General features: G+C 55.8%; 28 protein-coding genes. 6 read left to right on the forward strand and 22 right to left on the reverse strand.

Annotated elements, in window-relative coordinates:
- Window positions 1-55: 55 nt before the first annotated feature.
- From ACKXGA_RS13505 to ACKXGA_RS13590, 18 genes are all read right to left on the reverse strand, one after another.
- Window positions 56-790: a DUF4366 domain-containing protein gene (locus ACKXGA_RS13505; RefSeq protein WP_423729697.1), complete on the reverse strand. Its 735-nt coding sequence runs from the start codon at window positions 788-790 to the stop codon at window positions 56-58.
- Window positions 774-1,046 (reverse strand): DUF4315 family protein, encoded by a 273-nt coding sequence (locus ACKXGA_RS13510; protein ID WP_423729698.1) that lies wholly within the window; start codon window positions 1,044-1,046, stop codon window positions 774-776. Before ACKXGA_RS13510 ends, ACKXGA_RS13505 begins: the two co-directional genes overlap by 17 nt.
- A 13-nt stretch (window positions 1,047-1,059) precedes the next feature.
- On the reverse strand, window positions 1,060-2,793 hold the full coding sequence (locus ACKXGA_RS13515; protein WP_423729699.1) for a C40 family peptidase: 1,734 nt from the start codon (window positions 2,791-2,793) through the stop codon (window positions 1,060-1,062).
- Window positions 2,790-5,156 (reverse strand): VirB4-like conjugal transfer ATPase, CD1110 family, encoded by a 2,367-nt coding sequence (locus ACKXGA_RS13520; RefSeq protein ID WP_423729700.1) that lies wholly within the window; start codon window positions 5,154-5,156, stop codon window positions 2,790-2,792. The genes ACKXGA_RS13515 and ACKXGA_RS13520 overlap by 4 nt, the downstream gene beginning before the upstream one ends.
- Window positions 5,131-5,493 carry a PrgI family protein gene (locus ACKXGA_RS13525; RefSeq protein ID WP_044960449.1) on the reverse strand — a complete coding sequence of 121 codons (363 nt, stop codon included), beginning with the start codon at window positions 5,491-5,493 and terminating at the stop codon, window positions 5,131-5,133. Before ACKXGA_RS13525 ends, ACKXGA_RS13520 begins: the two co-directional genes overlap by 26 nt.
- Before the next feature lie 12 nt (window positions 5,494-5,505).
- A complete protein-coding gene (locus tag ACKXGA_RS13530; RefSeq protein WP_044960452.1) occupies window positions 5,506-6,372 on the reverse strand; it encodes a VirB6/TrbL-like conjugal transfer protein, CD1112 family in 867 nt (288 codons plus the stop codon).
- A gap of 228 nt (window positions 6,373-6,600) precedes the next feature.
- On the reverse strand, window positions 6,601-6,816 hold the full coding sequence (locus ACKXGA_RS13535) for a Maff2 family mobile element protein (protein WP_015565185.1): 216 nt from the start codon (window positions 6,814-6,816) through the stop codon (window positions 6,601-6,603).
- Window positions 6,817-6,952: 136 nt separating this feature from the next.
- The gene (locus ACKXGA_RS13540) at window positions 6,953-8,734 is read right to left on the reverse strand and encodes a VirD4-like conjugal transfer protein, CD1115 family (RefSeq protein ID WP_423729701.1); all 1,782 of its coding nucleotides are present in this window, start codon (window positions 8,732-8,734) and stop codon (window positions 6,953-6,955) included.
- Entirely contained in the window at window positions 8,731-9,189 is a 459-nt protein-coding gene (locus ACKXGA_RS13545) for a PcfB family protein (protein ID WP_154266061.1), read from the reverse strand. Before ACKXGA_RS13545 ends, ACKXGA_RS13540 begins: the two co-directional genes overlap by 4 nt.
- A 30-nt stretch (window positions 9,190-9,219) precedes the next feature.
- A complete protein-coding gene (locus ACKXGA_RS13550) occupies window positions 9,220-9,669 on the reverse strand; it encodes a DUF3846 domain-containing protein (protein ID WP_154266145.1) in 450 nt (149 codons plus the stop codon).
- The gene (locus ACKXGA_RS13555) at window positions 9,590-9,793 is read right to left on the reverse strand and encodes a hypothetical protein (protein WP_173016332.1); all 204 of its coding nucleotides are present in this window, start codon (window positions 9,791-9,793) and stop codon (window positions 9,590-9,592) included. The genes ACKXGA_RS13550 and ACKXGA_RS13555 overlap by 80 nt, the downstream gene beginning before the upstream one ends.
- Window positions 9,793-10,266, reverse strand: a complete 474-nt coding sequence (locus ACKXGA_RS13560) for a hypothetical protein (protein WP_154266146.1) — start codon at window positions 10,264-10,266, stop codon at window positions 9,793-9,795. The genes ACKXGA_RS13555 and ACKXGA_RS13560 overlap by 1 nt, the downstream gene beginning before the upstream one ends.
- A gap of 11 nt (window positions 10,267-10,277) precedes the next feature.
- Complete coding sequence (locus ACKXGA_RS13565) at window positions 10,278-10,703, reverse strand: hypothetical protein (protein ID WP_154266147.1); 426 nt, start codon at window positions 10,701-10,703, stop codon at window positions 10,278-10,280.
- Between the two features lie 63 nt (window positions 10,704-10,766).
- Window positions 10,767-11,693 (reverse strand): ParB/RepB/Spo0J family partition protein, encoded by a 927-nt coding sequence (locus ACKXGA_RS13570; protein ID WP_154266148.1) that lies wholly within the window; start codon window positions 11,691-11,693, stop codon window positions 10,767-10,769.
- Window positions 11,650-12,483, reverse strand: coding sequence for a ParA family protein (locus tag ACKXGA_RS13575; RefSeq protein WP_423730411.1), 834 nt, complete (start codon window positions 12,481-12,483; stop codon window positions 11,650-11,652). The genes ACKXGA_RS13570 and ACKXGA_RS13575 overlap by 44 nt, the downstream gene beginning before the upstream one ends.
- Window positions 12,483-13,352, reverse strand: coding sequence for a DUF6017 domain-containing protein (locus ACKXGA_RS13580; protein ID WP_423729702.1), 870 nt, complete (start codon window positions 13,350-13,352; stop codon window positions 12,483-12,485). The genes ACKXGA_RS13575 and ACKXGA_RS13580 overlap by 1 nt, the downstream gene beginning before the upstream one ends.
- 558 nt (window positions 13,353-13,910) lie before the next feature.
- On the reverse strand, window positions 13,911-15,008 hold the full coding sequence (locus tag ACKXGA_RS13585) for a phosphotransferase enzyme family protein (RefSeq protein ID WP_117476273.1): 1,098 nt from the start codon (window positions 15,006-15,008) through the stop codon (window positions 13,911-13,913).
- A gap of 17 nt (window positions 15,009-15,025) precedes the next feature.
- Window positions 15,026-15,892 carry a helix-turn-helix domain-containing protein gene (locus tag ACKXGA_RS13590; RefSeq protein WP_423729703.1) on the reverse strand — a complete coding sequence of 289 codons (867 nt, stop codon included), beginning with the start codon at window positions 15,890-15,892 and terminating at the stop codon, window positions 15,026-15,028.
- A 182-nt stretch (window positions 15,893-16,074) separates the two neighbouring features.
- Here ACKXGA_RS13590 and ACKXGA_RS13595 point away from each other — a divergent pair, with 182 nt between their 5' ends.
- The 6 genes from ACKXGA_RS13595 (at window position 16,075) to gnpA (ending at window position 21,943) form a co-directional block, all read left to right on the forward strand.
- Window positions 16,075-16,278, forward strand: a complete 204-nt coding sequence (locus tag ACKXGA_RS13595; protein WP_207684896.1) for a hypothetical protein — start codon at window positions 16,075-16,077, stop codon at window positions 16,276-16,278.
- Between the two features lie 27 nt (window positions 16,279-16,305).
- Window positions 16,306-17,676 (forward strand): carbohydrate ABC transporter substrate-binding protein, encoded by a 1,371-nt coding sequence (locus ACKXGA_RS13600; RefSeq protein ID WP_373098983.1) that lies wholly within the window; start codon window positions 16,306-16,308, stop codon window positions 17,674-17,676.
- Between the two features lie 83 nt (window positions 17,677-17,759).
- A complete protein-coding gene (locus tag ACKXGA_RS13605) occupies window positions 17,760-18,644 on the forward strand; it encodes a carbohydrate ABC transporter permease (protein ID WP_097770860.1) in 885 nt (294 codons plus the stop codon).
- 12 nt (window positions 18,645-18,656) lie between these two features.
- Window positions 18,657-19,553, forward strand: coding sequence for a carbohydrate ABC transporter permease (locus tag ACKXGA_RS13610; protein ID WP_005932964.1), 897 nt, complete (start codon window positions 18,657-18,659; stop codon window positions 19,551-19,553).
- Between the two features lie 11 nt (window positions 19,554-19,564).
- Entirely contained in the window at window positions 19,565-19,756 is a 192-nt protein-coding gene (locus ACKXGA_RS13615; RefSeq protein WP_005932965.1) for a DUF6903 family protein, read from the forward strand.
- A 27-nt stretch (window positions 19,757-19,783) separates the two neighbouring features.
- Entirely contained in the window at window positions 19,784-21,943 is a 2,160-nt protein-coding gene (gnpA, locus tag ACKXGA_RS13620; RefSeq protein ID WP_423729704.1) for a 1,3-beta-galactosyl-N-acetylhexosamine phosphorylase, read from the forward strand.
- Between the two features lie 75 nt (window positions 21,944-22,018).
- Here gnpA and ACKXGA_RS13625 read toward each other — a convergent pair whose 3' ends face one another.
- Genes ACKXGA_RS13625 through speE form a run of 4 tightly spaced genes read right to left on the reverse strand, consistent with a single transcriptional unit; the run spans window position 22,019 to window position 26,274 of the window.
- On the reverse strand, window positions 22,019-23,233 hold the full coding sequence (locus ACKXGA_RS13625) for a carboxynorspermidine decarboxylase (protein ID WP_117534983.1): 1,215 nt from the start codon (window positions 23,231-23,233) through the stop codon (window positions 22,019-22,021).
- Window positions 23,233-24,492 carry a saccharopine dehydrogenase C-terminal domain-containing protein gene (locus ACKXGA_RS13630; protein ID WP_423729705.1) on the reverse strand — a complete coding sequence of 420 codons (1,260 nt, stop codon included), beginning with the start codon at window positions 24,490-24,492 and terminating at the stop codon, window positions 23,233-23,235. Before ACKXGA_RS13630 ends, ACKXGA_RS13625 begins: the two co-directional genes overlap by 1 nt.
- 46 nt (window positions 24,493-24,538) lie before the next feature.
- Window positions 24,539-25,417, reverse strand: a complete 879-nt coding sequence (gene speB, locus ACKXGA_RS13635) for an agmatinase (RefSeq protein ID WP_005932969.1) — start codon at window positions 25,415-25,417, stop codon at window positions 24,539-24,541.
- Window positions 25,417-26,274, reverse strand: coding sequence for a polyamine aminopropyltransferase (gene speE, locus ACKXGA_RS13640; RefSeq protein ID WP_423729706.1), 858 nt, complete (start codon window positions 26,272-26,274; stop codon window positions 25,417-25,419). Before speE ends, speB begins: the two co-directional genes overlap by 1 nt.
- Window positions 26,275-26,277: the final 3 nt, after the last annotated feature.

Genomic DNA, 26,277 nt, shown 5'->3' on the forward strand with positions numbered 1-26,277 from the left:
CCCTCCAATCTGTTTCGGATTGCAATATGTAAGGCGGCAAACGCCGCCAATAGAATTATTCTTCTGCGTTATCCTCCTCGCCGGTCTCCTCCGGCTCATCCTCCACAGGGATTTCAAAGTCGCCCTTGTCCTCAGTGTAGTTTGCATCGGGGTCAAGGGCTTCTTTTTCTGCCTGCTTTTTCTGCTTCTGCTTCATAAAGGTGTAAATGCCACCGCCAGCAACCAAACCGACCAGTGCCAGTACGCCTAAGAACGTAGCAGCATACTTCGTAACTTTGTTGCCACCAGTCTGTTCAGAACCGGATGCCGCCGCTTCTTCCGCAGCCTTTTTCGCATCCTCCTCGGCCTGTTTGCGCTCCTGTTCTGCCTGCGCCGCTGCTTCTTTTTCAGCGGTGTAGGCATCGGCATCTTCATCTTCCATCAGGGAAAGAAGGTCGGCTTCGTCCACAAGATTCATGAAATGAACGGTGTTTTCCCCCTTGTCGTTGCGGTCGATGACCAGATAGAATGTGTTGCCAGACTTCGACACCAGCGTGATGAACTGCTGGCCAGAGCCATCCGAATAACTGGTGTGGTAATCGTCCACCAGCGTCAGATTGCCCTCCGGGGTCAGAGCACCGGTTTCCTCATCGGTCACGGTGACCACATCTTCTTCATCGGTGGTAGAAGTCAGGACGGGCTGTTCCACTTCCTCCACAGGCTCACCGCCATAGGCAAAAGCGGGAGCCGCCATGCCAGCGCACAGTGCCACCGACAGCACCAGCGCACAAACCTTATTCATCATCTTCATTGGAATCGTCCTCCTTATTAAAGGTAGCACCGACCGCGGACAGCGCAGCCGGGGTCGGGGTGGCAGTTGCAGACTGCCGCAGCAGGGCGGCAAGCTGTTCCGGCGTGACCTTTGCAGTCCGCACCATCTCGTTGACCTCGGCAGAATCTTCCTCCTGAATGCGCCGCTCCAGGATCTCGATGCGGTTGTTCAGCTTGATGCGGCGCTCCTTCTCTTTTTCCAGCATTGCCCGCAGCTTATCCGATTTCTCGCTCATAAAATTCCTCCAATCATTTTGAAAGTCGTCCAAATCCTGCAAGATGCTTCTCCCAGTAGGACGAGTGAATGTTTGCGTACTTGATGGGGTCGCCGGCGGACACCATCATCCCGTTGCCGAGGTAGATTCCAACGTGACTTTTTCCGGGGGTATCATACGTTCCCTCGAAGAAAACAAGGTCACCGGGCTTTGCTTCAGCCTCGCTGATGTGCTGGCTCTTATTCCACAAGCCGTTGGCGGTGGTGCGCCCCACATCGTAGCCGTTTTGATTGTAGACCCAGCAGACATAGCCGCTGCAATCGAATCCAGTTTCCGGGGTGGAGCCGCCCCACACATAGGGCGTGCCCACATACTTTTGAGCTTCCTTGTAGATGGCCGCAAACTCGCTGTCAGTCAGGGCCTCTGCCGGAACCTGATAGTCGATGCCCGGTGAGGCGGAGCCATCGGAGCCACCGGGCGGTAAGCCTCCATTAAAAAGATAAGGTCTGCCGCCCAAGGTGTCCTGAAAGATCTCATACCGTTTCCACTGGTCGTTGTCCAGTTCCTCTCGGATGACGACTTCCAGCCCTTTGTTCACCAGCTTTGTGTGAAAAATACGATACTCATAAGGCACCTGCGTGGGAACAGGGATTCCTGCCGGACTGATGACCCACACGGTCTTATACCGTATCTGCACCTCTACCCATGTGGTCAGCTTATACTGCTTTTTGAAGGTCTCCTTCAATTTGCCCTGTACCTCGCTGCGAGTGTAATCGTCGTAGAGAGTGGTCAAATACGAAGTGAGCTGCCACGGGTCGTGCTCGATGGGGTCGAGGTGGTACTGGTACTCGTTGTAGCCGGGGTGGTCGGTAGGAGTGCGCTTGATCTTTTTATCCAGTTCCTTTTCCAGCTTCTTGTAGTCGGTTTCGGCTCCCCGGATGTCCCGGTCCTCTGCGGTGTAAATGGTCTGCCCGGATACCTGCGTGGTGCCGGAGAACAGAATGGAACAGGACGAAAACGCTGACATGACCAGCAGCAGGAGCAAAAGAAAAACGCCCACGATCAAAAGAACGTGCGCGTTGCTCTTTGCAAAATTGGCAATGCCGTTGACTGCGGTGCTGACCACCGATCTTCCTTTGTCGATGACCTGTTCCATACCAGACTTCGCAGCAGTGGTGCCATTGGATACCGCTTTGCCGCCTGCGGTCTGTACCGCTGTACCCGAATGGGCGGCGGCATAGTGACTTTTACGGATTTCTTGCCGCTGTTTCCAGCGTGAAAGCCCGTTGGAGCCGCCCTTGCCGGTGCAGGATGCGCCTGCATCTTGTGCCGTAGTCGGCTTCTGCGGGAAAGATTTTGCGGTTTTGGCACCCTTCTTGCCCTGCATCTTGGCTTTCTTTTTCAGCTTCCGGGCATAGATGCTCTTGGAAATATCCCGGACATTTCCTGCTGTCTTTTCGCCCTCGCTTAAAGCCTGCGTGCCCACATTATCGTCCTCGTACTGGTCAACCTCCCGATGCACCGCAGACCGGGCGGCATGGGCGGCGTACATCTCCCGCTTCTGTGCCTTGCTCAACCGGCTCAGCTCGTCCGGGGTCAGCTCCGCTTTGCCAAACCGCAGGTGCTGCGCCCTTTCCGCAGCCTTATCTGCATCGGTTTTCAGTTTTTTCTTTCTGGGCGCCGACTGTTCCACCCTCGCTTTCTTCGGGGGAGAACGGGTCTTTTTTGCGGACGATTCCTCTTTGATGATCAGTTTCGGTTCACTCATTTCTGTGCGCCCTCCGAGATCTCGTTGAGCTTGGTCGTGAGGATGCGGTAGAGTTCAAGGTCTTTCGGGAAGTGGTCAACAAAGGGCAGGATCACGTTACCGAAAAACAGCAGCCCTTCACCTTCGCCGGAGTGGGTAACGTAGGAAAGCTGATGCGGGCTGATATTGAGCTGCTTTGCGAGGATTTGCCGATCACCGTTCGCCTGATTGAGCATATAAACGAAGTCTGAATTCTCAAAAATATTTGATACTTCGGGACTTGCCAGCAGATCTTTGACGTTCTGCGTCAAGGCTGTCGGGATGCCGCCCCACTTACGGAAACGCTTCCAAATCTCCACAGAATAAGCGGCAGTCTGCTCCTCTTTCAGCAAAAGGTGGAATTCGTCTGCATAGTACCGGGTGGATTTTCCGGCACTGCGGTTGGCGGTCACGCGCCCCCACACGGCATCCTGCACGATAAGCATACCGAGTTTCTTCAACTGCTTGCCAAGCTGCTTGATGTCAAAACAGACAATGCGGTTATTGATATCCACGTTGGTGTGGTGGTTAAAAATGTTCAAACTGCCCTTGACGTAGATTTCCAGCGCAGCCGCCACATGGCGGGCTTCCGGTTCGTCCTGTGTCAGCAGGGCGCTGTACAAATCTTCCAACAGGGGCATATTTTCTGGGATGGGATTCTCGAAATACTTGCGGTAGATTACATGGACACAGCGGTCAATGACCGTCTTTTCCACTGGCTGCAAGCCCTCCTTGCCGCCCACCACCAGTTCGCACAGGGACAGTACAAAGTCGGCTTTCAAAGCCAACGGGTTATCCTCTTCCGAGTAGTTGCTGTTGATGTCCATCGGGTTGATATACTGGGTACTGGCAGGGCTGATGTGGATGACCTGCCCATGCAGACGCTCCACCAGCGGAGCGTACTCACATTCCGGGTCACAGATGATGATATCATCGTCCGTCACGAGGAACGCATTACAGATCTCACGCTTTGCGCTGAAGGATTTACCGGAACCGGGAGTGCCCAAAATCAGACCGTTGGGGTTCTTCAGCTTTTTGCGGTCAACCATAATCAGGTTGTTGGACAGGGCGTTCAAGCCATAATACAGGCTTTCCTTGCCGTTGTCGAACAGCTCCTGTGTGGTAAACGGCACAAAAATCGCTGTGCTGCTGGTGGTCAGACCGCGCTGGATTTCAATCTGGCAGTCTGCCAGTGGCAGGCTGCTCATCAGCCCCTGCTCCTGCTGAAAATCAAGGCGGCATAATTCGCAGTTGTGCTTCTGCGCAATGCTGACCGCCTGAAACACGTTGGTTTCCAGTTCCTGCTCGGTTTTTCCGGTGTTCAACACGAGGAACGTCACCAAAAACATTCTCTCATTCTGGCTCTGCAGCTCCTTCAAAAGTGCCTTGGCATCCCTGCCGTAGGTCGCCAAATCAGACGGCAGCACGTCCATGTCGTATCCGGCGCGGACAGCTTTTTTCTGCTCCTCGATCTTGCTGCGGTCGAGTTCGGTGATGGTGTGCTTGATGGTTTTGATGGCCTTGTTCTGGTCAACGGACTGGATGTGCATGGTAACGATCTGGCTGGAATCCATGTCCAGAAAATCCTTCAGCAACTGGTCGCTCAGGTCAGAAGCCGTGATATTCAGAAAGCTGACCGCTCCGAAGATGCCGCCCATCTGAAAGGTGCGGCTGTTCTTAAACGCCAGCGCAGTGGGGGCAATGGCATCCTTTACGGACAGACCACTGGGCACAAGGTCTTTCCAGTTGAAGTGGAACTTGTTGGCGCCATCCATGTTCAGCATCCCATGCATCAGCCGCAGACGCTCCGTACCGTCCAGCGGCTTTGCCAGAACGCCCAACCTGTGAAAGTTGTTCATCAGGTCGTTCTGGATGTGCTCCAACCGAGGTTTGACCTGCGCCATGCTGTCGCCCTCGATGCCGTAGGTCAGGAATTTGGTCTTGGTCAGACCGTTGTTGCCCTTGGAAAGCTGCTGCCGCAACATCTGGCTGTACTCGGCTCGCACATCATCAAAGCCATCCTGCTGGTACGGGATGCGGATGGACTTCTCGAAGTCTGCCGAATCGGTGGCGGTATTCACGAAAGACAGTTCAAAGTGGATAGAGCTGTCGAAAAAGTTGAGAAAAGAGCACCATTCCTCAAAGATGGCGGTCTTGTCCTCCTGCTGCGCCAACTGATAGTTGATATCCTGATACTGGATGGTGCGGGTGTAGTAGCCGGGACGGACACGGCAGGTACCGTCCTCAAACATCCGCTGGAACGGGATGCTTTCCTGTGCCGTGCGGGGCACTGTGGGCTTGGGCGGCTTTTTGCCGTCTTTATTCTTTTTCAGAAACGGAATCATGGGCGTCATCTCCCTTCACAAGCAGTGCATAGTAATTGCGGGTCTGGTACGGACGCACCTTCGGGCGAACAAAGCGCGCCTGAAAGTAGTACCGCAGGATCTTTTCAGCCGGCTGACCGTTCTTCTGATACATGGCCAGAAAGAACATGGGCAGCATGACCGCCATCATGCCGAGGGTAGCACCGGAATTGCCAGCGGTGTCCCGCAGAACAAAAAACAGCGGCACCCCTACGACTGCCGCTGCACCAAAACAGATAAGCTGCCGGGCGGTCAGGTTGAAGGCTACTTTGGACTTCACCTTGCTGAAATCGCGCGGCACGGAAATATAAGCTGCCAAAATTCCACCTCCTTAGTGTGCGCCCAGAATGCTTCGGGCGACGGAACCAGTCTTGAACAGCGTAAAGCATAGCAGCACCGTGTACCCCACGATGCTCCAGATCGAGTTGATGGCATCCCCGGATATGGCAACATTCTGAAGCAGAACGGCATAGATCGCCACGCAGATCAGGATCAGGAATCCCTGAAATCCCAGCGCAAACAGAGAACGAAGATAGTTCTGTCCAACATGGGATTGCTCGTGGTTGCCCCATGTTGCCATGGGCACTGGAGCCAGACTGACCATCATGTAGATTTCAATCATTCTTCCGTAGACGATGACGAAAATCACGATGGACAGGATGCGCATGGTGATACCGATGAAGAAGGACTGCAAGAACAGCCCGAACAGTGGGCCTACGTCCATCTGCATCATGCTGGATTGCAGCATGGAAAGCCCGATGTCGTTGACCCTTGTGTTGCCGCTGATGATGCCGCTGGAATTTGCCACCACCTGCTGCGTCACATCGAACACCGCCATGATGATGTCGAAAGTGTTGGAGATCATCCAGACCGAAATGGCAGTTTTGAAGATCCATTTCATCAGCAGCGCAGGTTCAAATTGTGCCATGTTGTTATGCTGGGTGATCATCTCAATCAATTCATAACAGGCAATGAAGGTCAAAATCACGCCTGCGATGGGCAGCACCACATTACGGGATAGTGCCTCGATCATAGCGAAAACGCGCGGTTCAAAACTGGATGGTTTGGTGCCGACCTGCTGTGCGATGTTGCCCACTTGGGTGTTGACGTCATCGAACAGGCCGGAAAGATTGGACATGATCGCAGCTGTCAGCAGTGACTTGATCCAATCGGAGATTGCTTTGAGAACGGTTTCCACTCAGCGCCACCACCCATCAAGAAAAATGGTTGATAAGGGTCTTGAGCAGGTTGAGCAGAAAAATAAGGTGAGTCAGAATCTGCATAATAGCACCATCCTTTCAAAATAAAGGTGAATATTCGATTTGCAATGCGTTTCCTCTTTATAATAAGAATCCGTTTGCCACGGAGGGGCTGGAAATGCTTGCAAGTAAATATGTACGGGGCGGCAAACGCCGCCCGGAAAAGATCAGCCGAACAGACCGCTCAGCAGGGGGATCAGGGTGATACCAATCAGGGCAACGCCGCCGCCAGCCATGAGCTGCTTCATGCCCTGACTCTTGGCAGAAGGGTTATCACCGCCGTAACCTTCCATGAGGTTCACAGCACCCCACACGCCCAGACCGGCACCCAGAGCAACCACCAGAGTCTTCAGAACGTCCACTGCACTATTGAAAAATTCCATATTTCGTCTCCTTTGTTTGGCAAAAAGTGACCCTGCGCACACCCGAAACCTACTTGTGAACTGCCGTAAACTGCGGCAAGGGCTGATTTTCTGGTGCGCCTTTTGGGTCAGGATAAAAAATAACCGCTCGTCTTTGTCAGGCGGGCGGGAGTGAATCAACATCCACGAGGACGAACTGGTCGTCCGGGCGGATTTTTTCTTTATGGCTCAGATATTTTTCAATATCCAGAGCATTTTTGGGGTCAGCATCCGATGTCATTTTGTAGTTCGGATGTTGGGTCAGATCGTATTTATCCGACAGAAAGGGTCTTACACCGCGCAGCTGCAAGATGCACTTGCCGCCATCCAGCACCGCCAGCTCATCCCGGCTCATAAGTTCATGACCGAGTTTTTGATAGTTGGTGCCATAGCTTGGGCTATTGCCACGGGTATCGGAATTGTTGTAGCTGTCGATGGTTTCCTTGCCGAGTGCTTCGGCAAGATCTTTAAGGGTAGTAGGCTCGCTGCCACCCAGAAATATCTGGCTGTCCATGTTGCCCACGATGGTATCCGCATTATCCTTGTAGATGGCTTTCAACTGGCTTCTGGTTTGCAGCACAAGGCAGGCCGAAATCTCGCGGCTTCGGAGGGTTGCCACCAGTTTTTCCAGCTGCGGAATCTGGCCAATATTGGCACACTCGTCGATCAGGCAGCGCACATGGACAGGCAGCTTTCCGCCGTACACATCATCTGCCTTGTCACAGAGCAAATTGAAAAGCTGGGAGTAGATCATGCTGATAAGGAAATTGAACGTGCTGTCCGTATCCGACATGATAAGGAATAAGGCTGTTTTTCGGTCGCCCAGCTTATCCAGCTCCAGCTCATCGTACATGGTCGCATCCCGGATTTCTTGGATGTCAAAGGGCGAAAGGCGGGCACCGCAGGAAATCAGGATGGATTTTGCGGTCTTGCCGGCAGCCAATTTATAGAGCTTGTACTGCCGCCCTGCAAAGCTGTTCGGCTTCTTTTTTACCAAATCTTCAAAGAGCAAATCAACCGGATTCTGATAATCCTCGTCGTCCTCGGACACCTGCATGGTGTTGAGCATTTCCAGCAGCGTAGCAAAATTCTGCTCCTCAGCTGGGGCTTCATAGTGCAGATAGGCAATCAGCGATGTCAGTAAAAGCCGCTCTGCTTTGTCCCAGAATGGATCGCCGCCCTGACCTTCACCTTTGGTGTTGGTCATAAGGGTCGTGACCAGCTTCAAAATATCCTTTTCCTCGTGGATATATGCGAACGGATTGTAGCGCATGGACTTGTGAAAATTTATGGTGTTCATCGTCCTGATCTTATATCCGTTCTTCAGCAGGGCAAGTCCACATTCTTGAATGAGACCGCCTTTGGGGTCAGTTACCACGAATGAAACCGGATGGCTTTTTGACGTGCATTGAAGCAAATTCGGCTTAATAAAATACCTTGTTTTGCCGCTGCCGGAACCGCCCACCACCAGCACGTTTTTATTCCGGGCATTTTTGGGGTCAGGTGGTCGGTTGCTCATCATCAGGCGTTCTGTTTTAGTCAGAATGATGTTATCCTCAAACTTCGGAGCCATGAACGGCGCAATATCTGCCGGAGTACCCCACCGGGCAGAGCCGTACTCCATACCGTGCCGGTACTTTTTAGCGTTTTTGCTTTTTAGATAGACCGCCAGCCGCAGTCCGGCACCGCAGCAGATGCCCACCAGAATATCCAGTGGGTGCAGACTGGGCAGAGGGTTTGCAAATGCAGCCGGGAGCGTATCTATGAGTGACACGATTCTATCGCCCAGCTCCTTACCCTCGGCCAGCCGCCATGCCTCGCCAAAATTGGTCGCAGCCAGCCCAATCACCAGATAAGGCAGGTACAGGGCCAGCAGCTTGGTGAACTTTTTCTTGTTCATAAGCCACGTTCCTCCTCTTTGTGCCGTACTTTGTCGGGGAGGTTGGCAATGACCTGTGCCAGATCGTGCAGCTTGGCCAGCACAGAGGGACGCTCGGCCTTGTTCAATACTGCTGCAGAATACTCCTTGAACGCAGCGTTCAGAACGTCTGCATCCTGTGCCTTGAAGAAAATCAGAAACCGAGGTGGTGTGCAGGACAGGTCTTTTTGGATTGCATAGTCGATGTGATACCGCTTAGCGTAGCGGTCAAAATCCTTGATGCCAGTCTTTTCGATCTCCAGATTGGTCACACCCCGGTTCTGCCGTATGAGCCGCTTCATGGACTGCTTGCCCTGCGACGCACTCTTGTCGTACTGGCGCAGAAAGAACTGCGCCCCTCTCAAAAGTGTACGGGCAGATAGCTTTGCAGTCGAGATGGCGAAGTTGACCGTTTTATGCTCGATTTCTTCCTGCATTTCCATCACCTCCAGTGCAGAAAGTCGTGTTTAGCGGTCAAATCCGGCATCCTTCGGCAGGGTGGTTTTGCTTTCTTCCGGGCAAACTGCTTCATCGGGCACACGAACAACCATCATCCGATGCCCCAGCCGGATAAAATCTTCCGGCTGATGGAAAAGCCGCTCGTACTTCTGCGCCATCTCCGGGGTCAGGGATGCAAAATCCTCCTCGCCCAGCCCCACCACCAGAAAGGTTCCGGCAACGGCATCGTACATCTGCCCGTCCTCGTCCCGCAGGGCACGGTTCAACGGCAGTCCCATCAGCTTACCATCATCGTTGTAGATGATGGCGACCGGGTCATCGGCAAAGGGGTAGCTTGCGCCGATGGAGCCGCCCACCGCCTGCTGCAAGGCTTTCAGGTCAGGATCGATCTCGACCTGCTTCGGGTACTGTCCCGGTGCGATCTCCAGCACCGTCAGGGTGTTCTTTTCCTGTTCCATGCTTATCCTCCTCAAATTTGATGGTGATTTCCTGTCCGGCGCGCGCCGCATTCATCAGGGCTGCGATAAAGAACCCACAGAGCGCACCGGCTTCATAGATCAGAAAGTCTTTCACGAACTCCATTACGCAACCTCCGAAAGCGCAACACCAACATGGCGCATCTCAGCATCGTCATAGAAAAACAGATGCTCCCGAATAAAATCTTCCACATCGACCTTTTCATATCGGCTCGGAAGCATAAGACAACGCTCATTTTCCCTGCGGCAAAGAAATGCCGTGCCGGTTAGGATTTTTCTTCCGCTTGCGGCGAGAATCTGCTCTGGCTGGTAGCGAATCTGAAAATCCGTATGCGGAACGTCAAAGACTTCGTAAGTCCCCTCAAAGTAAGGAAACTTCTTTTGAAGGGATTCATCAAACGGCACACACTGAACACCTTTTTCGGCACTGATAAGGGCAACTTCCGGCCCAACCTCGAAATGGTGCTTCAGTTCCTTGAGACACTCCTCGATAATCTCATCGTGCGACAAGCCCGGATACATTGCAACAAACCTCGCTTTCTGGGCTTTCCGCTGTTCTCTTTTTTCTCTGGTTGACATAAAAAGGCACCTCACTCCATGCAGATGCAGGGCAGCTTCTGGCCGTCAGCCATCAGGGTGACGCTGTGGCGCATCAGGTACTTCTGAAAGAGGTAGACCTGATCAATCGTCAGCGAGATGAACTCGCCATCCATGTTGGTGCGCACCAGAATGACCGGGCCGGTCAGATAGTGCTTGCCTGCCAGTTTCAGAACCTGAGCCGGGTTGTAGCTAAGCAGCAGCGAGCTGTCGGGGATGTTCAGGTACGCATCATCCTCGTCAAAGCAGGGCAGGATGTCGGGAGCTTCGTCCAACGTGATGACCGTCAGCTCCATGTCCGGGGCGATGGCGGCAAAGTAGATCTCGCCGCTGCCACCGCTCTCCGACAATGCGGCACAGATATGCATATCAATGGTGGTTTCCTCGGAACGAATAATGGGATTGGAATCATTCTTCATAGGCATTTTCTCCTTTTTCCTAAAGAAAAAGACCCAACCGGGTCTTTTCAAATTCATATCCTGTCAGCGTTCTTCACTGTGCTGACGCTTTTTCTGCCACTGTTCCAGCAACTTGATGATGGTATCTTCCATCTGTTTGGGCGTATAGTTGCGGGGAAAGTATTTTCTCAGGGTGTCATTTTTGATGGTCACCGTATCAAGCTCGCTCTTTTTCTCCTCGCCCATAATGGCAACGACCGTCTCCGTTGTAAAAGTTCCATCCTGAGCTAGCTTCTTGATACGCTTTGCTTGTGAGACAGAAGGAAAGTTCTGGGTATCATCCATTGCCCGGATCACTTCCTGCTGTTGTTCAGGAGAAAGATAGGAAAGCTCCACAGCAGGATTGAAGGACACGGTTTTGTTATCCACCATGTCCAGCAGTTCTGGAATAAGGTTGGTCAGACGGATGAAACGTCGAACAGTCTCACGACTTTGATTATTCTCTGCGCCCAGCTTTTCATTGCTCCGCAACTTCGACACAACTTGTGTCGAAGTTAAATCTGACCTTGTACCTTGATTTTTCATGGCATCCAACTTCATTTTGTACGCAAACGCTCTCTCGCTGGGCAGAATATGCTCACGCTGCAAATTGCTATCTACCATGAGGATTATGGCAGCATCATCGTCCATCTGGCGCACAATGACCGGCAGGGTTTCCAGTCCGGCCAGCTCCGCAGCGTGTTGACGGCGGTGCCCGGAGATAATTTCATAGCCGCCCTTCGGTCTGGGGCGGGCAATCAACGGCGAAAGCACACCGTACTGCTTGACACTTTCCACGGTATCGCTCATAGAATCATCGTCCAGAACCTTGAAGGGATGGTTCTTGAATGGAAACAGCTCTCCAATCGGAATCTGCCGCACCTGCTCGCGCTGTTCTTCCTGCCGGGATTCTTCGGTGGAAAAAATATCATCGTAGCTGCTCAGGCTGGCGTTTACGCTGCTTTTCGGCATCGGCCAGCACCTCCTTCGTCAGAGATTTATAGGCTTCTGCCACTTTGCCTTTCGGGTCATGGACAAAGATGCTCTTACCCGCCGCGCTGATTTCCGCTGCACGGACGGAGTGGGGAATCGTCTGACCGAACACTTTGATGTGCTTTCCGTATGCCTGCCGGATCAGCGTGTCGATTTGTCGGCCATAGTTGGTGCGGTTATCTGTCATCGTCAGCAGGATACCTTCGATTTTCAGCTTTGGGTTGATCTGCCGATGCACCTTGTTGATGGTCTGCAAAAGCTGTTCCAGACCTTTCGCGGAAAGGTACTGTGCCTGTACGGGTATCAGAGCAGTGTCTGCCGCCGCCAGCGCGTTAATGGTCAGCATCCCAAGGGAGGGAGTGCAGTCCAACAGAATATAGTCATAGTGCTGCTTTGCACTGTCCAAGACTTGCTTCAGCATTTTTTCCCGGCTCATGGTATTGACAAGGGCAACTTCCAGCCCTGCCAGCTCAATGTTGGCCGGGATGAGGTCTACACCCTCTGCATGGTGCAGCACACCTTCACCGGGCGGAATGCACTGGTCGTTCATGGCTTTTGCCATCAGGGTAGAAAGAGTGGCGGGCAGTTCATCGGGCTGTTGCCAGCCCATACTGATGGTGAGCGAACCCTGTGGGTCAGCATCCACCAGTAAAACTTTCTTGCCCTCGGCGGCAAGGCCAACACCCAGATTTTCACAGGTTGTTGTTTTGCCGGTACCACCTTTCTGGTTGACAATGGCAATCGTGGTTGCTTTCTTGGAAATTTTTATCACCCCCGTTTCGCAAAATCGTGGTTGGTCTGATTCTGATAGTAAAGCTGCATGGTGGTCGGTGCGTTGTACAGAGAAGCGAGCAGGTATTGTTTCATGTTCCTGATGGGGCTGCTGTTCTCTGCAAGACACTTCAACACAAATTTGATGTGGTCGGCGTTCAGCTTCATAAACCGGCTGCGCACTATCTCGGCAGGGCGGTCATCCCCGGCAACTCGCAGCATCTTTCGCTTGGTCGCGCAGGTGTCCACCAGCAAATCAACGATCTGGTAGATGATGTCCTCGTCATCCGGGCAAAGCCGGAGAAGAAGCTCGACCTCCAAGGACTGAGAAAAATATTCCTCCAGTTGGGTGCGTTTGCTCATTCCATCCGATTCTTCGGAATAGAAGAGATCAGTCTCACTCATTTCAGTATCATTCTCTTTAGTCTTATTACATCGTGATTTTGCAGGGTCTTGACACGCGATTTTGAAGCCACAAGAATCGTCATTATCACGATTCTTGACACTCCCTTTTGAAGATTCTGCCGAAAAGTTTTTCACATACACCAAACTTGGCTTTCCCTGCCCTCGGCGTTTTCGTTCAATCAGACCAAACTTTTCAAGTTCCCGGAGCAACTTGGTCGCTTTGTTGTCTGCGCAACACAATACCCTCTTGACATCCTCTATCGTGAAGAGGATAAACACCCGGTTCTGCTTGTCCAGCCAGCCGTTTTTCACGGATAGGCTCATGCGATCCAGCAGGATACCATATAGGGTTTTGGCATCCGTGGACAGGCTCTGGAACCGTGGCTCCTGAAAAAGAGCCTTTGGAATGCGGTAGAACGAAAACAGCTCTCCGGCTTGTCCGTAGAAGTAGTCAAGGGTCATGCGGTTGGTTCATGGATAAAAAACAGCAAAAATACATCGGCATCGTTGAGAAAACCTCCTTGTCAATACTTTTGGGAAAAATAAAAAGCGCAACTTTGATGTGTAAAATCAAAATTGCGCTAAGTAAGCTGTCAGAAAAAACTTTTCTCGTAAATGACCTTCTCTCTGAGCAAAACCCATTGACACACTTAAAAATTGGGTGGTAAAATTGCCTTGTAGGCGGAGCATGATTCCTGGAAGTAGGATGCAGCTGTGGACTTTTTTGGCGGATAGAACGTATCAACGCGATATTAAGCCCGTCCCCACACTTTCGTGTGGGGGTGTGTTTCGATACCGTTCGGGAGAGCGCTTGCATGGCATGCAAGAGGTCAGCGGTTCGATCCCGCTATTCTCCACCAAAAAAGCACTGTACTTCGTAGGAAGTATGGTGCTTTTCTTTTTCTCAGCCGCAAAAAATGGGGGCTGCACTGCCTTGCCTGCATCGTTTTCAGATGTTTTGCAGGCGGTTCAGTGCAGCCCCCGGGTCATTGGTGCTTCGGCAGGTCAGAAGGTGCCGGTTCAGCTGACGATCTCCAGCATCTGCCCGAACACCTCTTCCATCTGGCGCACCAGCGTGAACTGGGTGCGGGCGCGGTCAAGGTTGTGGTCGGGGCGGGCGGTGTGGAAATAATGGTCGCCCTCCAGATAGTCGGTCAGAAAGCGGATGCCGCATTCCAGCGTCATCAGCTTGGCACCCCAGGCAAGGCTTTTTTTCTCCGCAGGGCTCATGGAAGCCCCGGCGGTGGAGAGATACCCCTTGGCGAACACCTCGTACAAGTGCAGGTCAAAGTGGACCTTGCTCTGGTCGGGTTCGTCCTCGGCGCAGTCGTTGGCACCGGTGCGGATGGAGTCGCCGAAATCGTAGGCCGACAGGCCCGGCATCACGGTGTCAAGGTCAATGACACAGATGCCTTTTCCGGTGGCGGCATCGATCAGGACGTTGTTGATCTTGGTGTCGTTGTGGGTGACACGCAGCGGGATCTCACCGGCTGCCAGCAGATCCAGCAGGGCATGGCAATCCTTTTCCCGCGCATGGATGAAGGCGACCTCCGGTGCAATGTCCTTGGCACGGCCCAGCGCATCGGCGGAAAGGGCTTTTTCAAAGTTTGCATAGCGGTTGGGTGTGTCGTGGAAGCGGGCAATGGTTTCGTGGAGGGTGGAGGCCGGATAATCTGCCAGCTGGTTCTGGAATTTGCCCAGGGTCTCGGCAACAGTGCGGAAGTCGGCCTCGCTGCCCACCTGCTGCAGGCAGATGGTGTCCTCTACAAAGTCGTAGGCGCGCCACGCGCCGCCCTCGGCATCCAGATGGAAGGCCGCACCGGACAGGGTGGGGATCACGTTCAGGGTCTCCCGTGCCGGGTCGCCGCCTGCGGCAAGGATCTTCTCCCGCAGATGCCGGGTCACGCCGCAGATATTCTCCATCAGGCCCACCGGGTCGGTAAAGGTGTCGGTGTTGATGCGCTGTAAGATAAAGCGCTTGGAGCGATCCTCCCGCCAGACCACGAAGGTATCGTTGATGTGACCTTCGCCGTAGTGACTGGCATCGCAGACCACCGGCCCGCCAAAATCAAAGGCATTTGCGGCGGCGTTGAGAATGGATTCGGTAACAGGTTTCATTTTGGGTTCCTCATTTCTTATCCTTCATGCCGTTTGGCAGGTGCAGGGCGTTGTCCCTGCCGCACCTGACGGCGGTATTCGTTGGGGGTCAGGCCTTCCGCCTTGCGGAAGCACTGCGAAAAGTAGCTGGGGGAGGAAAATCCCATCAGCTCGCTGATCTGCGCCAGACTGTAGCCGGTGTTGCCCAGCATATATTTGCTCTCCTCAATGCGGCGGTGGTTCAGGTAGGTGATGGGAGAAATGCCGTATGCCTTCTGGAAGGTATGGGCCAGATAGTACTTGTTGATGTGGGCAACCTCGGCAAGGGTATCAAGGGAGATATCCTCCCGGTAGTTGTTGTCCAGATACCGCTTGATCTCCACGCATTCCCGGTTGTCAGAGCGGGGGGATTCCTCCACCTGCAAAGAGAGGGTGGTGCACCGCACCAGCCAGATGAGCAGGACTTCCAGCAAGTCTTGGCAGACGGTCTCGCAGCCGTCCAGGCTGCGGTCTGCCTCAGCCAGCAGCATGTGCAGCAGCGTTACCATCCGCTCCCGGTTCTCCCGGCAGTTGAAGATGGCGTAGGTGGAATCGGCTTTGCCGAACAGGATCTCGATGCCCGAAATGCCCAGCACGATGTATTCCAGAGGCGAGGCGTTCAGGCTCAGCTCGGTGTGCTCCACCTGCGGGTTGACGATGACCATATCGTCCGGCTTGACCGGGAACAGCTGCCCGCTGAGCAGAAACTGCCCCTCGCCGCTGAGGCAGTAGAACAGCTCCGTGCAGGAATGGGTGTGGACCGTGCTGTTCCAGTCGCCGCCAAATCTGCTCTTGCTGATGTACAGCAGCCGGAAGGATTCCCGTGGAGCGGGAGCGTGGCGGATATCAAAGCGCTCGGTACTCATAAAAGGCTCCTTTTGAAGCAGACGCAAAAAGTATAAAAATAAAAGCAAGATACTAAAAATAAAATGCGAAAAACGCCGCACTGCTTCGTGCGTTTTTTCTCATTATAGGAGCAAATAAGAAAAAAAGCAAGTCTTGTTTTTAGGTATGGTAAATATTTTCCTCTGCACAGAAAGACGAAAATATGTCAAATTGGTTACAAACAGGGAAAATGTACCAAAACAATGCCGCAAAATTTAGTGCTTTTGCTAAAGAAAATGATAAAAGAGCAATATTTCTAAAAAATGAAACAACAAAGACCTTGTTGGAAACTGTAAAAACCTCTATATTGGGATCAGAAAAAAACACAGCCCCTCGGGCAAAACCTGTTTGCTCCGGCTGTGCATGAATGGAACTTTATGATGGAGGACACATTATGAAACGTATTTCTCGTCGCAATTTCCTGAAAGTGGCCGGTGTGGGTGCCGCTGCACTGGGTCTGGCTGCCTGCGGCGGTTCTTCCAGCTCCACAGCTTCCAGCACGGCTTCTTCCGCTGCTGCATCTGCCGCTCCCGCTGAGGACGTGACCATCAAGGTCGCCGCCATCGAGACCGGCTATGGCGCTGATATGTGGAAGAAGGTCACCGAGGCCTTTACCGCCCAGACCGGCATCAAGGTGGAGCTGACCACCGATAAGAAGCTGGAGGATGTCATCGGACCTTCCATGCAGGGCGGCGATTATCCCGACGTGGTCCACCTGGCTACCGGCCGTGAGGCTGCCCTGACCGAGCAGTTCATCAAGGGCAACCTGATCGCGGACATCACCGACGTGCTGAGCATGACCGTGCCCGGCGAGAGCAAGAAGGTGAGCGAGAAGATCGCAGGCGGCTTTACTGACACCTCCCTGACCAACCCCTACGGCGACGGCAAGACCTATCTGGCTCCCATGTTCTACAGCCCCTGCGGCCTGTTCTACAACGCCGGTTTCCTGAAGGAAAAGGGCTGGGACGTGCCCACCACCTGGGACGAGATGTGGGAACTGGGCGACAAGGCTGCCGCTGAGGGTACCTACCTGTTCACCTACCCCACCACCGGCTACTTTGATGCGTTCTTCTACGCACTGATGTATGCCGCCGGCGGCCCGGAGTTCTTCAACAAGGCCACCCACTATGAGGAAGGCATCTGGGATACCCCGGAGGCAAAGACCTGCTTTGATATCGTCAACAAGCTGGCTTCCTACACCAACCCCATTACCCCTGCACAGGCCAACGATCAGGACTTTACCCAGAACCAGCAGCTGGTGCTGGACAACAAGGCTCTGTTCATGCCCAATGGCACCTGGATCGTGGGCGAGATGGCCGAGGCTCCCCGTGCGGATGGCTTTGAGTGGGGCATGACCGCCCTGCCCGCTGTCAAGGCCGGCGGCGACCAGTACAGCTACACCTGGTTCGAGCAGGCATGGATCCCGGCCGGTGCCGAGCATCTGGATGCCGCCAAGCAGTTCGTGGCTTACCTGTACAGCGACGAGGCCTGCAAGCTGTTCGCCGAGAGCGGTGCCATCCAGCCTGTGCTGGGCATCGCCGATGATCTGGAAGGCGACAACAAGATGTTCTACTCCATCTACGACAACGGCGCAAAGGCCGCTATGGGCAACTTTGCAGCCTTCAGCGCCATTCCCGGCGTGGAGGTCCGCACCGTGTTCTTTGACCCCGTCAACTCTCTGGTGTCCGGCAGCATGACCGAGCAGCAGTGGATCGACGGCATCAAGTCCGCCAGCGACCAGATGCGTGCCAATATCGTTGAGTAATTAAACCCTGCCCAGCGGGGGCGGTTTTGACCGCCTCCGCTTTTTGTGGTTTTCGGGTTCCGACAGAAAGGAGCGGTTTGTCTATGAGATCTGACAAAAGCCGCAGACGGTTCGTCTTTCTCTGCGTGGCGCCGGCCACGATCCTGTTTTTTCTCTTTATGATCCTGCCCACCCTCAACGTGTTCCGCATGAGCCTGTACGAGCGCGGTGCCTACTCGCCCAACGAGACCTTTGTGGGCCTGAAGAATTTCCAGCACCTGCTCAAGGATGCCCAGTTCATCCGCTCCATGCAGAATATGATCCTGCTGGTGGTGGTAGTGACCATCGTCACCTTTGCCTTTGCGCTGGTGTTTGCAGCCATTCTGACCCGGGAAAAGATCAAGGGGCAGAATTTCTTCCGGGTCATCTTCTACATCCCGAACATTCTGTCGGTGGTCGTCATCTCCGGCATCTTCTCGGCCATCTATAAGCCGGAAAACGGTATGCTGAACAGCATCATCGGCCTGTTCCGGGATATGACAGACCCCATCCTCTGGAAGGGGGAAAAGCTGGTCATCCCCTCCATCATCCTCGCCATGGTCTGGCAGGCCGTGGGCTATTACATGGTCATGTATATGGCTTCCATGTCCTCGGTGCCCGCCAGCCTGTACGAGAGCGCCAATCTGGACGGTGCGGGCCGCCTGACCCAGTTCTTCCAGATCACCATCCCCCTCATCTGGACCAACATCCGCACCACCCTGACCTTCTTCATCATCTCCACCATCAACATGGCCTTCCTCTTTGTCAAGGCCATGACCAGCGGCGGGCCCAACGGCGCTTCGGATGTGGCGCTGAGCTATATGTACAGCCAGAAGGATGCGGGCCTGTATGGCTACAGCATGGCCATTGGTGTGGTCATCTTCCTGTTCTCGTTTGCACTGTCCGCCTGTGTCAACAAGGCCACCGACCGCGATCCGCTGGAATTCTAAGGAGGGAAGAAGATGCAGAATACCACCGAAAGATCTTCCCGCTCGGCGGAAGGTCTCTACAAGTTCTTTATCTATTTTGTGCTGGTCCTGCTGGCGGTGATCATCATCGTGCCGGTGGCATGGGTGTTCATGGCCTCCATCAAGCAGAACGCGGAGTTCTACGGCAACCCGTGGGCGCTGCCTGCCGGGTTCTACTGGCAGAACTTTGTCAATGCGTGGAACGGAGCCAAGATGGGCGAGTATATGCTCAACTCTGTCATCGTGACCGCATTGGCGCTGGTGCTGCTGCTGGTCATTGCGCTGCCTGCCGCCTACTGCCTGTCCCGCTTCCGGTTCAAGGGCCGCAAACTGCTGAACACCCTGTTCATGGCGGGCCTGTTCATCAATGTCAACTACATCGTGGTGCCCATCTTCCTGATGCTGCGGGACGGCGATGTCTGGCTGAAGAGCCACTTTGGCAGCAGCTTCCTGCTGAACAATCTGGTGGTGCTGGCGGTGGTGTACGCAGCCACGGCTCTGCCCTTTACCATCTATCTGCTTTCGGGCTATTTTGCCACCCTGCCCCATGATTTTGAGGAGGCTGCCTACATCGACGGTGCAAGCTACTTCTCCACCATGACCCGCATCATCTTCCCCATGGCAAAGCCCTCTATCATCACCATCATCCTGTTCAACTTCCTGTCCTTCTGGAATGAGTACATCATTTCCATGACGCTGATGAGTTCCACCAGCGCGCCCCGCACCCTGCCGGTGGGCCTTTTGAATCTGATGCAGGCCCAGCAGAGCGCGGCCCAGTACGGCACCATGTATGCCGGTCTGGTGCTGGTGATGCTGCCCACCCTGATCCTGTACATCTGCGTGCAGAAGCAGCTGACACAGGGCATGACCGTGGGCGGTCTGAAAGGGTAAGGTGACAAACGATGAAAGCATTCTGGAAAAATCATCCCGCCCTGCGTATGGTGCTGATGCTGGTGCTGTTCGTGCTGTCCATCGCGCTGGTGACAGCAGGCTGGAAAATGACCGGGCAGCTGGCCGGTCTTGGCATCATGCTTTTGGGGGTGGCGCTGCTGCTGGCTGTGCTGGCGCTCTATAACGCCCCCTATCAGGATTGAGGAGAAGAGAGGTAAAGGAGAATTCCCATGGAAGAAAATAGAATGACCGGGCGCGTAACGATCCCGACCGATCTGGACGTGGTGCCCGAAACGCTGCAGATCCTGAAAAAGTGGGGCGCGGATGCCATCCGCGACTGCGACGGCACCGACTTCCCGCAGGAGCTGAAGGATGCCGACGCAAAAATCTACTCCACCTACTATACCACCCGCAAGGACAACGCGTGGGCCAAGGCGAACCCGGACGAGGTGCAGCAGTGCTACATCATGACCGGCTTCTACACCGCCCCCGGTGACACCGTGACCATTCCACTGATGAAGGGCATCAGCCCGGAGTTGATGCAGGTGAACACCAACGACGACATCACCCGCTGGTGGGAGGTCATGGACCGTACCACCGGTCAGCCCGTGCCACCGGAGCTGTGGAGCTACGCCGACGGCAGCGTGACGGTGCAGGCCGTGCCGTTCCATGAGTATACGGTCAGCTTTCTGGCCTACCTGATCTGGGACCCGGTGCACATGTACAACGCCACCACCAACGGCTGGACCAACTTCGAGCATCAGATCACCTTTGATGTCCGTCAGCCCAAGACCCACAAGTATTCCATGGAGCGCCTGCGCAAGTTCATTGCGGAGCACCCCTATGTCAACGTGATCCGCTACACCACCTTCTTCCACCAGTTCACCCTGATCTTCGACGAGCTGAAGCGGGAGAAGTTTGTGGACTGGTACGGCTATTCCGCCTCGGTCAGCCCCTATATCCTGAATCAGTTCGAGCAGGAGGTGGGCTATAAGTTCCGCCCGGAGTATATCATCGATCAGGGCTACTACAACAACCAGTACCGGGTGCCCAGCAAGGAATTCCGCGATTTTCAGGCATTCCAGCGCCGGGAGGTGGCAAAGCTTGCCAAGGAGATGGTGGACATCACCCACGAGTGCGGCTGCGAGGCCATGATGTTCCTGGGCGACCACTGGATCGGCACCGAGCCCTTTATGCCGGAGTTCAAGACCATCGGTCTGGATGCCGTGGTGGGCAGCGTGGGCAACGGCTCCACCCTGCGCCTGATCTCGGATATCGAGGGCGTAAAGTACACCGAGGGCCGTTTCCTGCCCTACTTCTTCCCGGACACCTTCCACGAGGGCGGCGACCCGGTGCGGGAGGCCAAGGAAAACTGGGTCACGGCCCGCCGCGCCATCCTGCGCAAGCCCATTGACCGCATCGGCTACGGCGGCTACCTGAAACTGGCGCTGCAGTTCCCGGAGTTCGTGGACTATGTGGAGAGCGTCTGCAGCGAGTTCCGTGAGCTGTATGAGAACATCAAGGGCACCACGCCTTACTGCGTCAAGCGGGTGGCCGTGCTGAACTGCTGGGGCAAGATGCGGGCCTGGGGCTGCCACATGGTGCACCACGCCCTTTACTACAAGCAGAACTACAGCTATTCCGGGGTCATCGAAATGCTGTCCGGCGCGCCCTTTGACGTGAAGTTCATCAGCTTTGAGGACATCAAGAAGGATCCCGCCCTGCTGGATGAGCTGGATGTTATCATCAATGTGGGCGATGCCGATACCGCCCACACCGGCGGCATCTGGTGGGAGGACCCGGAGATCTCCTCCGCAATCCGGAAGTTCGTCTGGAACGGCGGCGGCCTCATCGGCGTGGGTGAGCCCTCCGGCCATGCCTATCAGGGCCACATCCTCCAGCTGGCCAGCGTGCTGGGCGTGGAAGAGGAAAACGGCTTCACCCTCAACTACGACAAGTACAACTGGGAAGAGCATCCCGACCACTTCATCCTGCAGGATGCCGACCAGCCCATCGACTTTGGCGAGGGCAAGAAGAATATCTACGCCCTCGAGGGTACCGAGGTGCTGGTGCAGCGGAACCGGGAAGTGCAGATGGCGGCACACGATTTCGGTAAGGGCCGCGCGGTGTACATCAGCGGTGTGCCTTACAGCTTTGCCAACAGCCGCACCCTGTACCGTGCCATCCTGTGGAGCGCCCACAGCGAGGAGGAGCTGCACACCTGGTTCAGCTCCAACTACAACGTGGAGGTGCACGCCTACGTCAAGAACGGCAAGTACTGCGTGGTGAACAACACCTACGAGCCGCAGGACACCACCGTTTACACCACCGGCGGTAACCATTTCGACCTGCATCTGGATGCCAACGAGATCAAGTGGTATGAGATCTGAGTTCTCCGTTTCATAAGCAAACACCCCTCTGCATTCCGAAAGGAGCGCAGAGGGGTGTTTGTGTATCCGGGCGGCTCAGCGGGGAGAGCCCAGACGGTATTTGAAATCGTGGTAGCCGAAGCGGGCCAGCGGCTGGGTGGTGCCGTTTTCATGCAGTACCCAGATATCCGGCAGGGGCATCCCGTTGAAGGTGTTGTTCTTGCAGGTGGAATAGATGGCCATGTCGCCGAAGATGAGCCGGTCACCCTCGGTGAGGGGGGCGGCAAAGCTGTAATCGCCCACCACGTCCCCGGCAAGGCAGGTGGGGCCGCCCAGCCGGAAGGTGCAGGGCTTTTCCCCCGGCTCGCCTGCGTCCAGCAGGGGCGGGCGGTAGGGCATCTCGATGACATCCGGCGTGTGGCAGGCTGCGGACATGTCCAGAATGGCAAGATGTGTCTCGCCGTTCTGCAGGGTGTCCAGCACCGTGGTGACGAGGTAGCCCGCGTTCAGCGCCCAGGCCTCGCCCGGTTCCAGATACACCTGCACGCCGTACTTTTCCTGCGTCCCGGTGATGCACTTTTCCAGCGTGGCAAGGTCGTAATCCGGGCGGGTGATGTGGTGCCCGCCGCCAAAGTTGAGCCACTTCATCCGGGGCAGCAGGTCACCGAATTTCGCTTCCAGCGCGGGCAGGGTGGCCGCCAGCGCGTCGGAATCCTGCTCGCACAGGGTGTGGAAGTGCAGGCCGTCCAGCAGGTCGGGCAGGTCAGGATGCTGCGCCGCAGCGGCATCCCACTGGGCGCGGGTGGTGCCCAGACGGCTGCCCGGGGCGCAGGGGTCATAGATCTCGTGGCCCTCCTGGGTGGAGTGCTCGGGGTTCACCCGCAGGCCCACGCTCTTGCCCGCCGCCTTTGCGGCCGGGCCGAACTTTGCCAGCTGGTGGGGCGAGTTGAACACGATGTGGTCAGCGTATTGCAGCAGCTCCTCGAACTGGTCGGCCCGGTAGGCGGCGCAGAACACATGGTTCTCCTTCTCCGGCAGCTCCTCCCTGCCCAGACGGCTCTCGTACAGGCCGCTGGCCTCGGTGCCTGCCAGATAGGGGGCCAGCACCGGGTAGAGGTCGTAGTTGGAAAAGGCCTTCTGGGCCAGCAGGATCTTGCAGCCTGTCCGCTGCTGCACGCCCAGCAGGATCTCGCCGTTGCGGCGCAGCCGGGCTTCATCCAGCAGGTAGCAGGGAGTGGGCAGGGCAGCCAGTGCAGCCTCAGAAAGGTTCGCCAGCCCCGCAAAGGGCGGGCGGGTGTCGGCCAGCCGCATCAGTCCACCAGAGCCGGGGCGTGGCTCTCGGAGCGGGGCAGGCCGTACTTGTCCAGAGCATCCAGATACGGGTCCGGATCAAACTCTTCCACAGTGTGCACGCCCTTGGTGGTCCACTTGCCGGTCAGCAGCATCAGCGCGCCGCACATGGCAGGCACACCGGTGGTGTAGCTGATGGCCTGAGAGCCGACCTCCTTGTAGCACTCCTGATGGTCGCAGACGTTGTAGATGTAGTAGGTCTTTTCCTTGCCGTCCTTCTTGCCGGTGAAGATGCAGCCGATGTTGGTCTTGCCCTTGGTGCGGGGGCCAAGGCTGGCGGGGTCGGGCAGCAGGGCCTTGAGGAACTGGATGGGCACGATCTCCTGACCGTTGAAGTTGACCGGGGTGGTGGACAGCATGCCCACGTCCTCCAGACAGCGCATGTGGTCGAGGTAGCTCTGGCCGAAGGTCATAAAGAAGCGGATGCGCTTTGCCTCGGGGATGTTCTTGGCCAGAGACTCGATCTCCTCGTGGTGGAGCAGGTACATATCCTTCTGGCCCACCTGATCAAAGTTGTACTCCCGCTTGATGCTCATGGCCGGGATCTCCACCCAGTGGCCGTTCTCCCAGTAGCTGCCGGGGGCAGAGACCTCGCGCAGGTTGATCTCCGGGTTGAAGTTGGTGGCAAAGGCATAGCCGTGGTCGCCGCCGTTGCAGTCCAGAATGTCGATGGTGTCGATGGTGTCGAACTCGTGCTTCTTGGCGTATGCGCAGTAAGCCTGGGTCACGCCCGGGTCAAAGCCGCTGCCCAGCAGGGCGGTCAGGCCGGCCTCCTCAAACTTCTTGGCGTAGGCCCACTGCCAGCTGTAATCAAAGTAGGCGGAGAAACCGGCCTCCTTGCAGCGCTTCTCGTAGATGGCACGCCACTCCGGGTCGTCGGTGTTCTCCGGCTCGTAGTTGGCGGTGTCCATGTAGTTCACGCCGCAGGCCAGGCAGGCATCCATGATGGTCAGATCCTGATAGGGCAGGGCGATGTTCATCACCAGATCGGGCTGGTAGCTCTTGATGAGGGCGATGACCTCATCCACATGGTCGGCATCCACCTGTGCGGTGGTGATCTTGGTGGTGGTCTTGGGGGTCAGCTCGGCGGCCAGCTTGTCGCACTTTGCCTTGGTGCGGCTGGCGATGCAGATCTCGGTGAACACCTCGGGGACCTGGCAGCACTTGTGGATGGCAACGGAGGCCACGCCGCCGCAGCCGATGATCAGAACTTTGCTCATATCGGTTACTCCTTTATCTGTAAAGTTGTCTTTTTACGGTCTGTCCTTATACCTGAAAGCCCGGCCAGCCCTTGTCCAGCGCGATCAGCAGCTCCCGCAGGACCTTGCAGGCTGTGGCGGTGGAAACGCCGGTGGTGTCCAGCGTGGGGGCCAGCTCGTTGAGGTCTGCGCCCACGATGTTGGCCTTGGTCACGGTGCGGATGGCCTCCAGCAGCTGCAAAAAGCTCACGCCGCCGGCCTCCGGGGTGCCGGTGCCGGGGAAGCAGGAGGGGTCCAGGCAGTCGAGGTCGATGGTCAGGTAAACGGGCACCTTGCTGGCACAGAGCTGCTCAGTGAGCTGGGCAAGGCCCGTGAAATCGAACTTGTGCATCTCGGTGTGGGCAGCTGCGAACTCGAATTCGGTGCGGTCACCGCTGCGGATGCAGAACTGGTGGATGCGCCCGTCGCCGATGAGGTCATGGCAGCGGCGCAGGACACAGGCGTGGCTGAGCTTTGCGCCCAGATAGTCGTCCCGCAGGTCGGCGTGGGCATCAAAGTGGACGATGTGGAGGTCGGGGTACTTTTCCACCATGGCCCGCACGGCACCCAGCGTGACCAGATGCTCGCCGCCCAGCAGGAGCGGGAACTTGCCGTCGTGCAGGATCTCTGCCGCGCGGCTCTGGATGTCGGCCAATGCGCTCTCGCTGGAGCCGAAGCAGAGCTCCAGATCGCCGCTGTCGAAGATGTCAAAATCGGTCAGGTCGGCGTTCTGGTAGGGGCTGTAAGTCTCCAGACCGTAGCTCTCGTGCCGGATGGCAGCCGGGCCGAACCGGGCCCCCGGGCGGTAGCTGGTGGTGGAATCGTAGGGGGCACCGTACAGCACGATGCTGGCGGCACGGTAGCTGCTGTCGCAGCCGATAAAGGTCTCAACGTTGGGGTAAAGCATCAGTGTTCCTCCACTTCCCGCAGCATCTCCTCCAGAAAAGCCGGCAGGTAGAATGCTCCGATATGCAGTTTGGTGGTGTAGTACCGGGTGCGCATGTTCAGGGCCTTCCAGGCGTCTGCATCCAGATCATCGATGGGGTGGTACTTCTTGCTGGCAAAGCCGAACAGCCAGTAGCCCGCTGCAAAGGTGGGGATGTGGGCCTGATACACCCGGCTGATGGGGAAGGTGGAAGCAATGCGCTTGTGGCTGCGCTGCATGGCGCTGGCATCTTCGGCGTAGAAGGGGCTGCCCTGCTGGTTGACCATGATGCCGTCCTTTTTCAGGGCGTTGAAGCAGCTGCCGTAGAACTCACGGGTGAACAGGCCCTCGCTGGGGCCGAAGGGGTCAGAGGAGTCCACGATGATGAGGTCGTATTCCTCCTCGCACTGGCGGATGAACTTGAGGGCGTTCTCAAAATAGATATGAACCCGGCGGTCGTCCATCCGGCAGGCGTTACCGGGCAGGTAGGCGCGGCAGGCCTCCACCACCTGGGGGTCCATCTCCACCAGGTCGATGCGCTCCACCCGGTCGTAGCGGGTCAGCTCCCGCACCACGCCGCCGTCGCCTGCGCCGATGACAAGGATATCTTTTGCCTCCCGGTGCACGGCCATGGGTACATGGACGATCATCTCGTCGTAGATGAATTCGTCCCGCTCGGTCAGCATCACATTGCCGTCCAGTGTGAGCACCCGGCCAAACTCGGGCGTTTCAAAAATATCAATGCGCTGGTAATCGCTCTGCTTGGAGTAGAGCTGCTTGTTCACCCGGATGCTGTGCTTCACATCGGGGGTGTGAAATTCCGAAAACCAAAACTCCATCTG

This window comes from Faecalibacterium hominis (ex Afrizal et al. 2022), from assembly GCF_049545105.1.
Classification (GTDB): Bacteria; Bacillota; Clostridia; order Oscillospirales; family Ruminococcaceae; genus Faecalibacterium; species Faecalibacterium duncaniae.

Excerpts from the sequence above, each read along its gene's own strand:
- ACKXGA_RS13505 (WP_423729697.1), bottom strand. The coding sequence starts at position 790 with ATGAAGATGATGAATAAGGTTTGTGCGCTGGTGCTGTCGGTGGCACTG.
- ACKXGA_RS13510 (WP_423729698.1), bottom strand. The coding sequence starts at position 1,046 with ATGAGCGAGAAATCGGATAAGCTGCGGGCAATGCTGGAAAAAGAGAAG.
- ACKXGA_RS13515 (WP_423729699.1), bottom strand. The coding sequence starts at position 2,793 with ATGAGTGAACCGAAACTGATCATCAAAGAGGAATCGTCCGCAAAAAAG.
- ACKXGA_RS13520 (WP_423729700.1), bottom strand. The coding sequence starts at position 5,156 with ATGATTCCGTTTCTGAAAAAGAATAAAGACGGCAAAAAGCCGCCCAAG.
- ACKXGA_RS13535 (WP_015565185.1), bottom strand. The coding sequence starts at position 6,816 with ATGGAATTTTTCAATAGTGCAGTGGACGTTCTGAAGACTCTGGTGGTT.
- ACKXGA_RS13540 (WP_423729701.1), bottom strand. The coding sequence starts at position 8,734 with ATGAACAAGAAAAAGTTCACCAAGCTGCTGGCCCTGTACCTGCCTTAT.
- ACKXGA_RS13545 (WP_154266061.1), bottom strand. The coding sequence starts at position 9,189 with ATGCAGGAAGAAATCGAGCATAAAACGGTCAACTTCGCCATCTCGACT.
- ACKXGA_RS13550 (WP_154266145.1), bottom strand. The coding sequence starts at position 9,669 with ATGGAACAGGAAAAGAACACCCTGACGGTGCTGGAGATCGCACCGGGA.
- ACKXGA_RS13555 (WP_173016332.1), bottom strand. The coding sequence starts at position 9,793 with ATGGAGTTCGTGAAAGACTTTCTGATCTATGAAGCCGGTGCGCTCTGT.
- ACKXGA_RS13560 (WP_154266146.1), bottom strand. The coding sequence starts at position 10,266 with ATGTCAACCAGAGAAAAAAGAGAACAGCGGAAAGCCCAGAAAGCGAGG.
- ACKXGA_RS13565 (WP_154266147.1), bottom strand. The coding sequence starts at position 10,703 with ATGAAGAATGATTCCAATCCCATTATTCGTTCCGAGGAAACCACCATT.
- ACKXGA_RS13570 (WP_154266148.1), bottom strand. The coding sequence starts at position 11,693 with ATGCCGAAAAGCAGCGTAAACGCCAGCCTGAGCAGCTACGATGATATT.
- ACKXGA_RS13580 (WP_423729702.1), bottom strand. The coding sequence starts at position 13,352 with ATGACCCTTGACTACTTCTACGGACAAGCCGGAGAGCTGTTTTCGTTC.
- ACKXGA_RS13585 (WP_117476273.1), bottom strand. The coding sequence starts at position 15,008 with ATGAAACCTGTTACCGAATCCATTCTCAACGCCGCCGCAAATGCCTTT.
- ACKXGA_RS13590 (WP_423729703.1), bottom strand. The coding sequence starts at position 15,892 with ATGAGTACCGAGCGCTTTGATATCCGCCACGCTCCCGCTCCACGGGAA.
- ACKXGA_RS13595 (WP_207684896.1), top strand. The coding sequence starts at position 16,075 with ATGTCAAATTGGTTACAAACAGGGAAAATGTACCAAAACAATGCCGCA.
- ACKXGA_RS13600 (WP_373098983.1), top strand. The coding sequence starts at position 16,306 with ATGAAACGTATTTCTCGTCGCAATTTCCTGAAAGTGGCCGGTGTGGGT.
- ACKXGA_RS13605 (WP_097770860.1), top strand. The coding sequence starts at position 17,760 with ATGAGATCTGACAAAAGCCGCAGACGGTTCGTCTTTCTCTGCGTGGCG.
- ACKXGA_RS13610 (WP_005932964.1), top strand. The coding sequence starts at position 18,657 with ATGCAGAATACCACCGAAAGATCTTCCCGCTCGGCGGAAGGTCTCTAC.
- ACKXGA_RS13615 (WP_005932965.1), top strand. The coding sequence starts at position 19,565 with ATGAAAGCATTCTGGAAAAATCATCCCGCCCTGCGTATGGTGCTGATG.
- gnpA (WP_423729704.1), top strand. The coding sequence starts at position 19,784 with ATGGAAGAAAATAGAATGACCGGGCGCGTAACGATCCCGACCGATCTG.
- ACKXGA_RS13625 (WP_117534983.1), bottom strand. The coding sequence starts at position 23,233 with ATGCGGCTGGCCGACACCCGCCCGCCCTTTGCGGGGCTGGCGAACCTT.
- ACKXGA_RS13630 (WP_423729705.1), bottom strand. The coding sequence starts at position 24,492 with ATGAGCAAAGTTCTGATCATCGGCTGCGGCGGCGTGGCCTCCGTTGCC.
- speB (WP_005932969.1), bottom strand. The coding sequence starts at position 25,417 with ATGCTTTACCCCAACGTTGAGACCTTTATCGGCTGCGACAGCAGCTAC.
- speE (WP_423729706.1), bottom strand. The coding sequence starts at position 26,274 with ATGGAGTTTTGGTTTTCGGAATTTCACACCCCCGATGTGAAGCACAGC.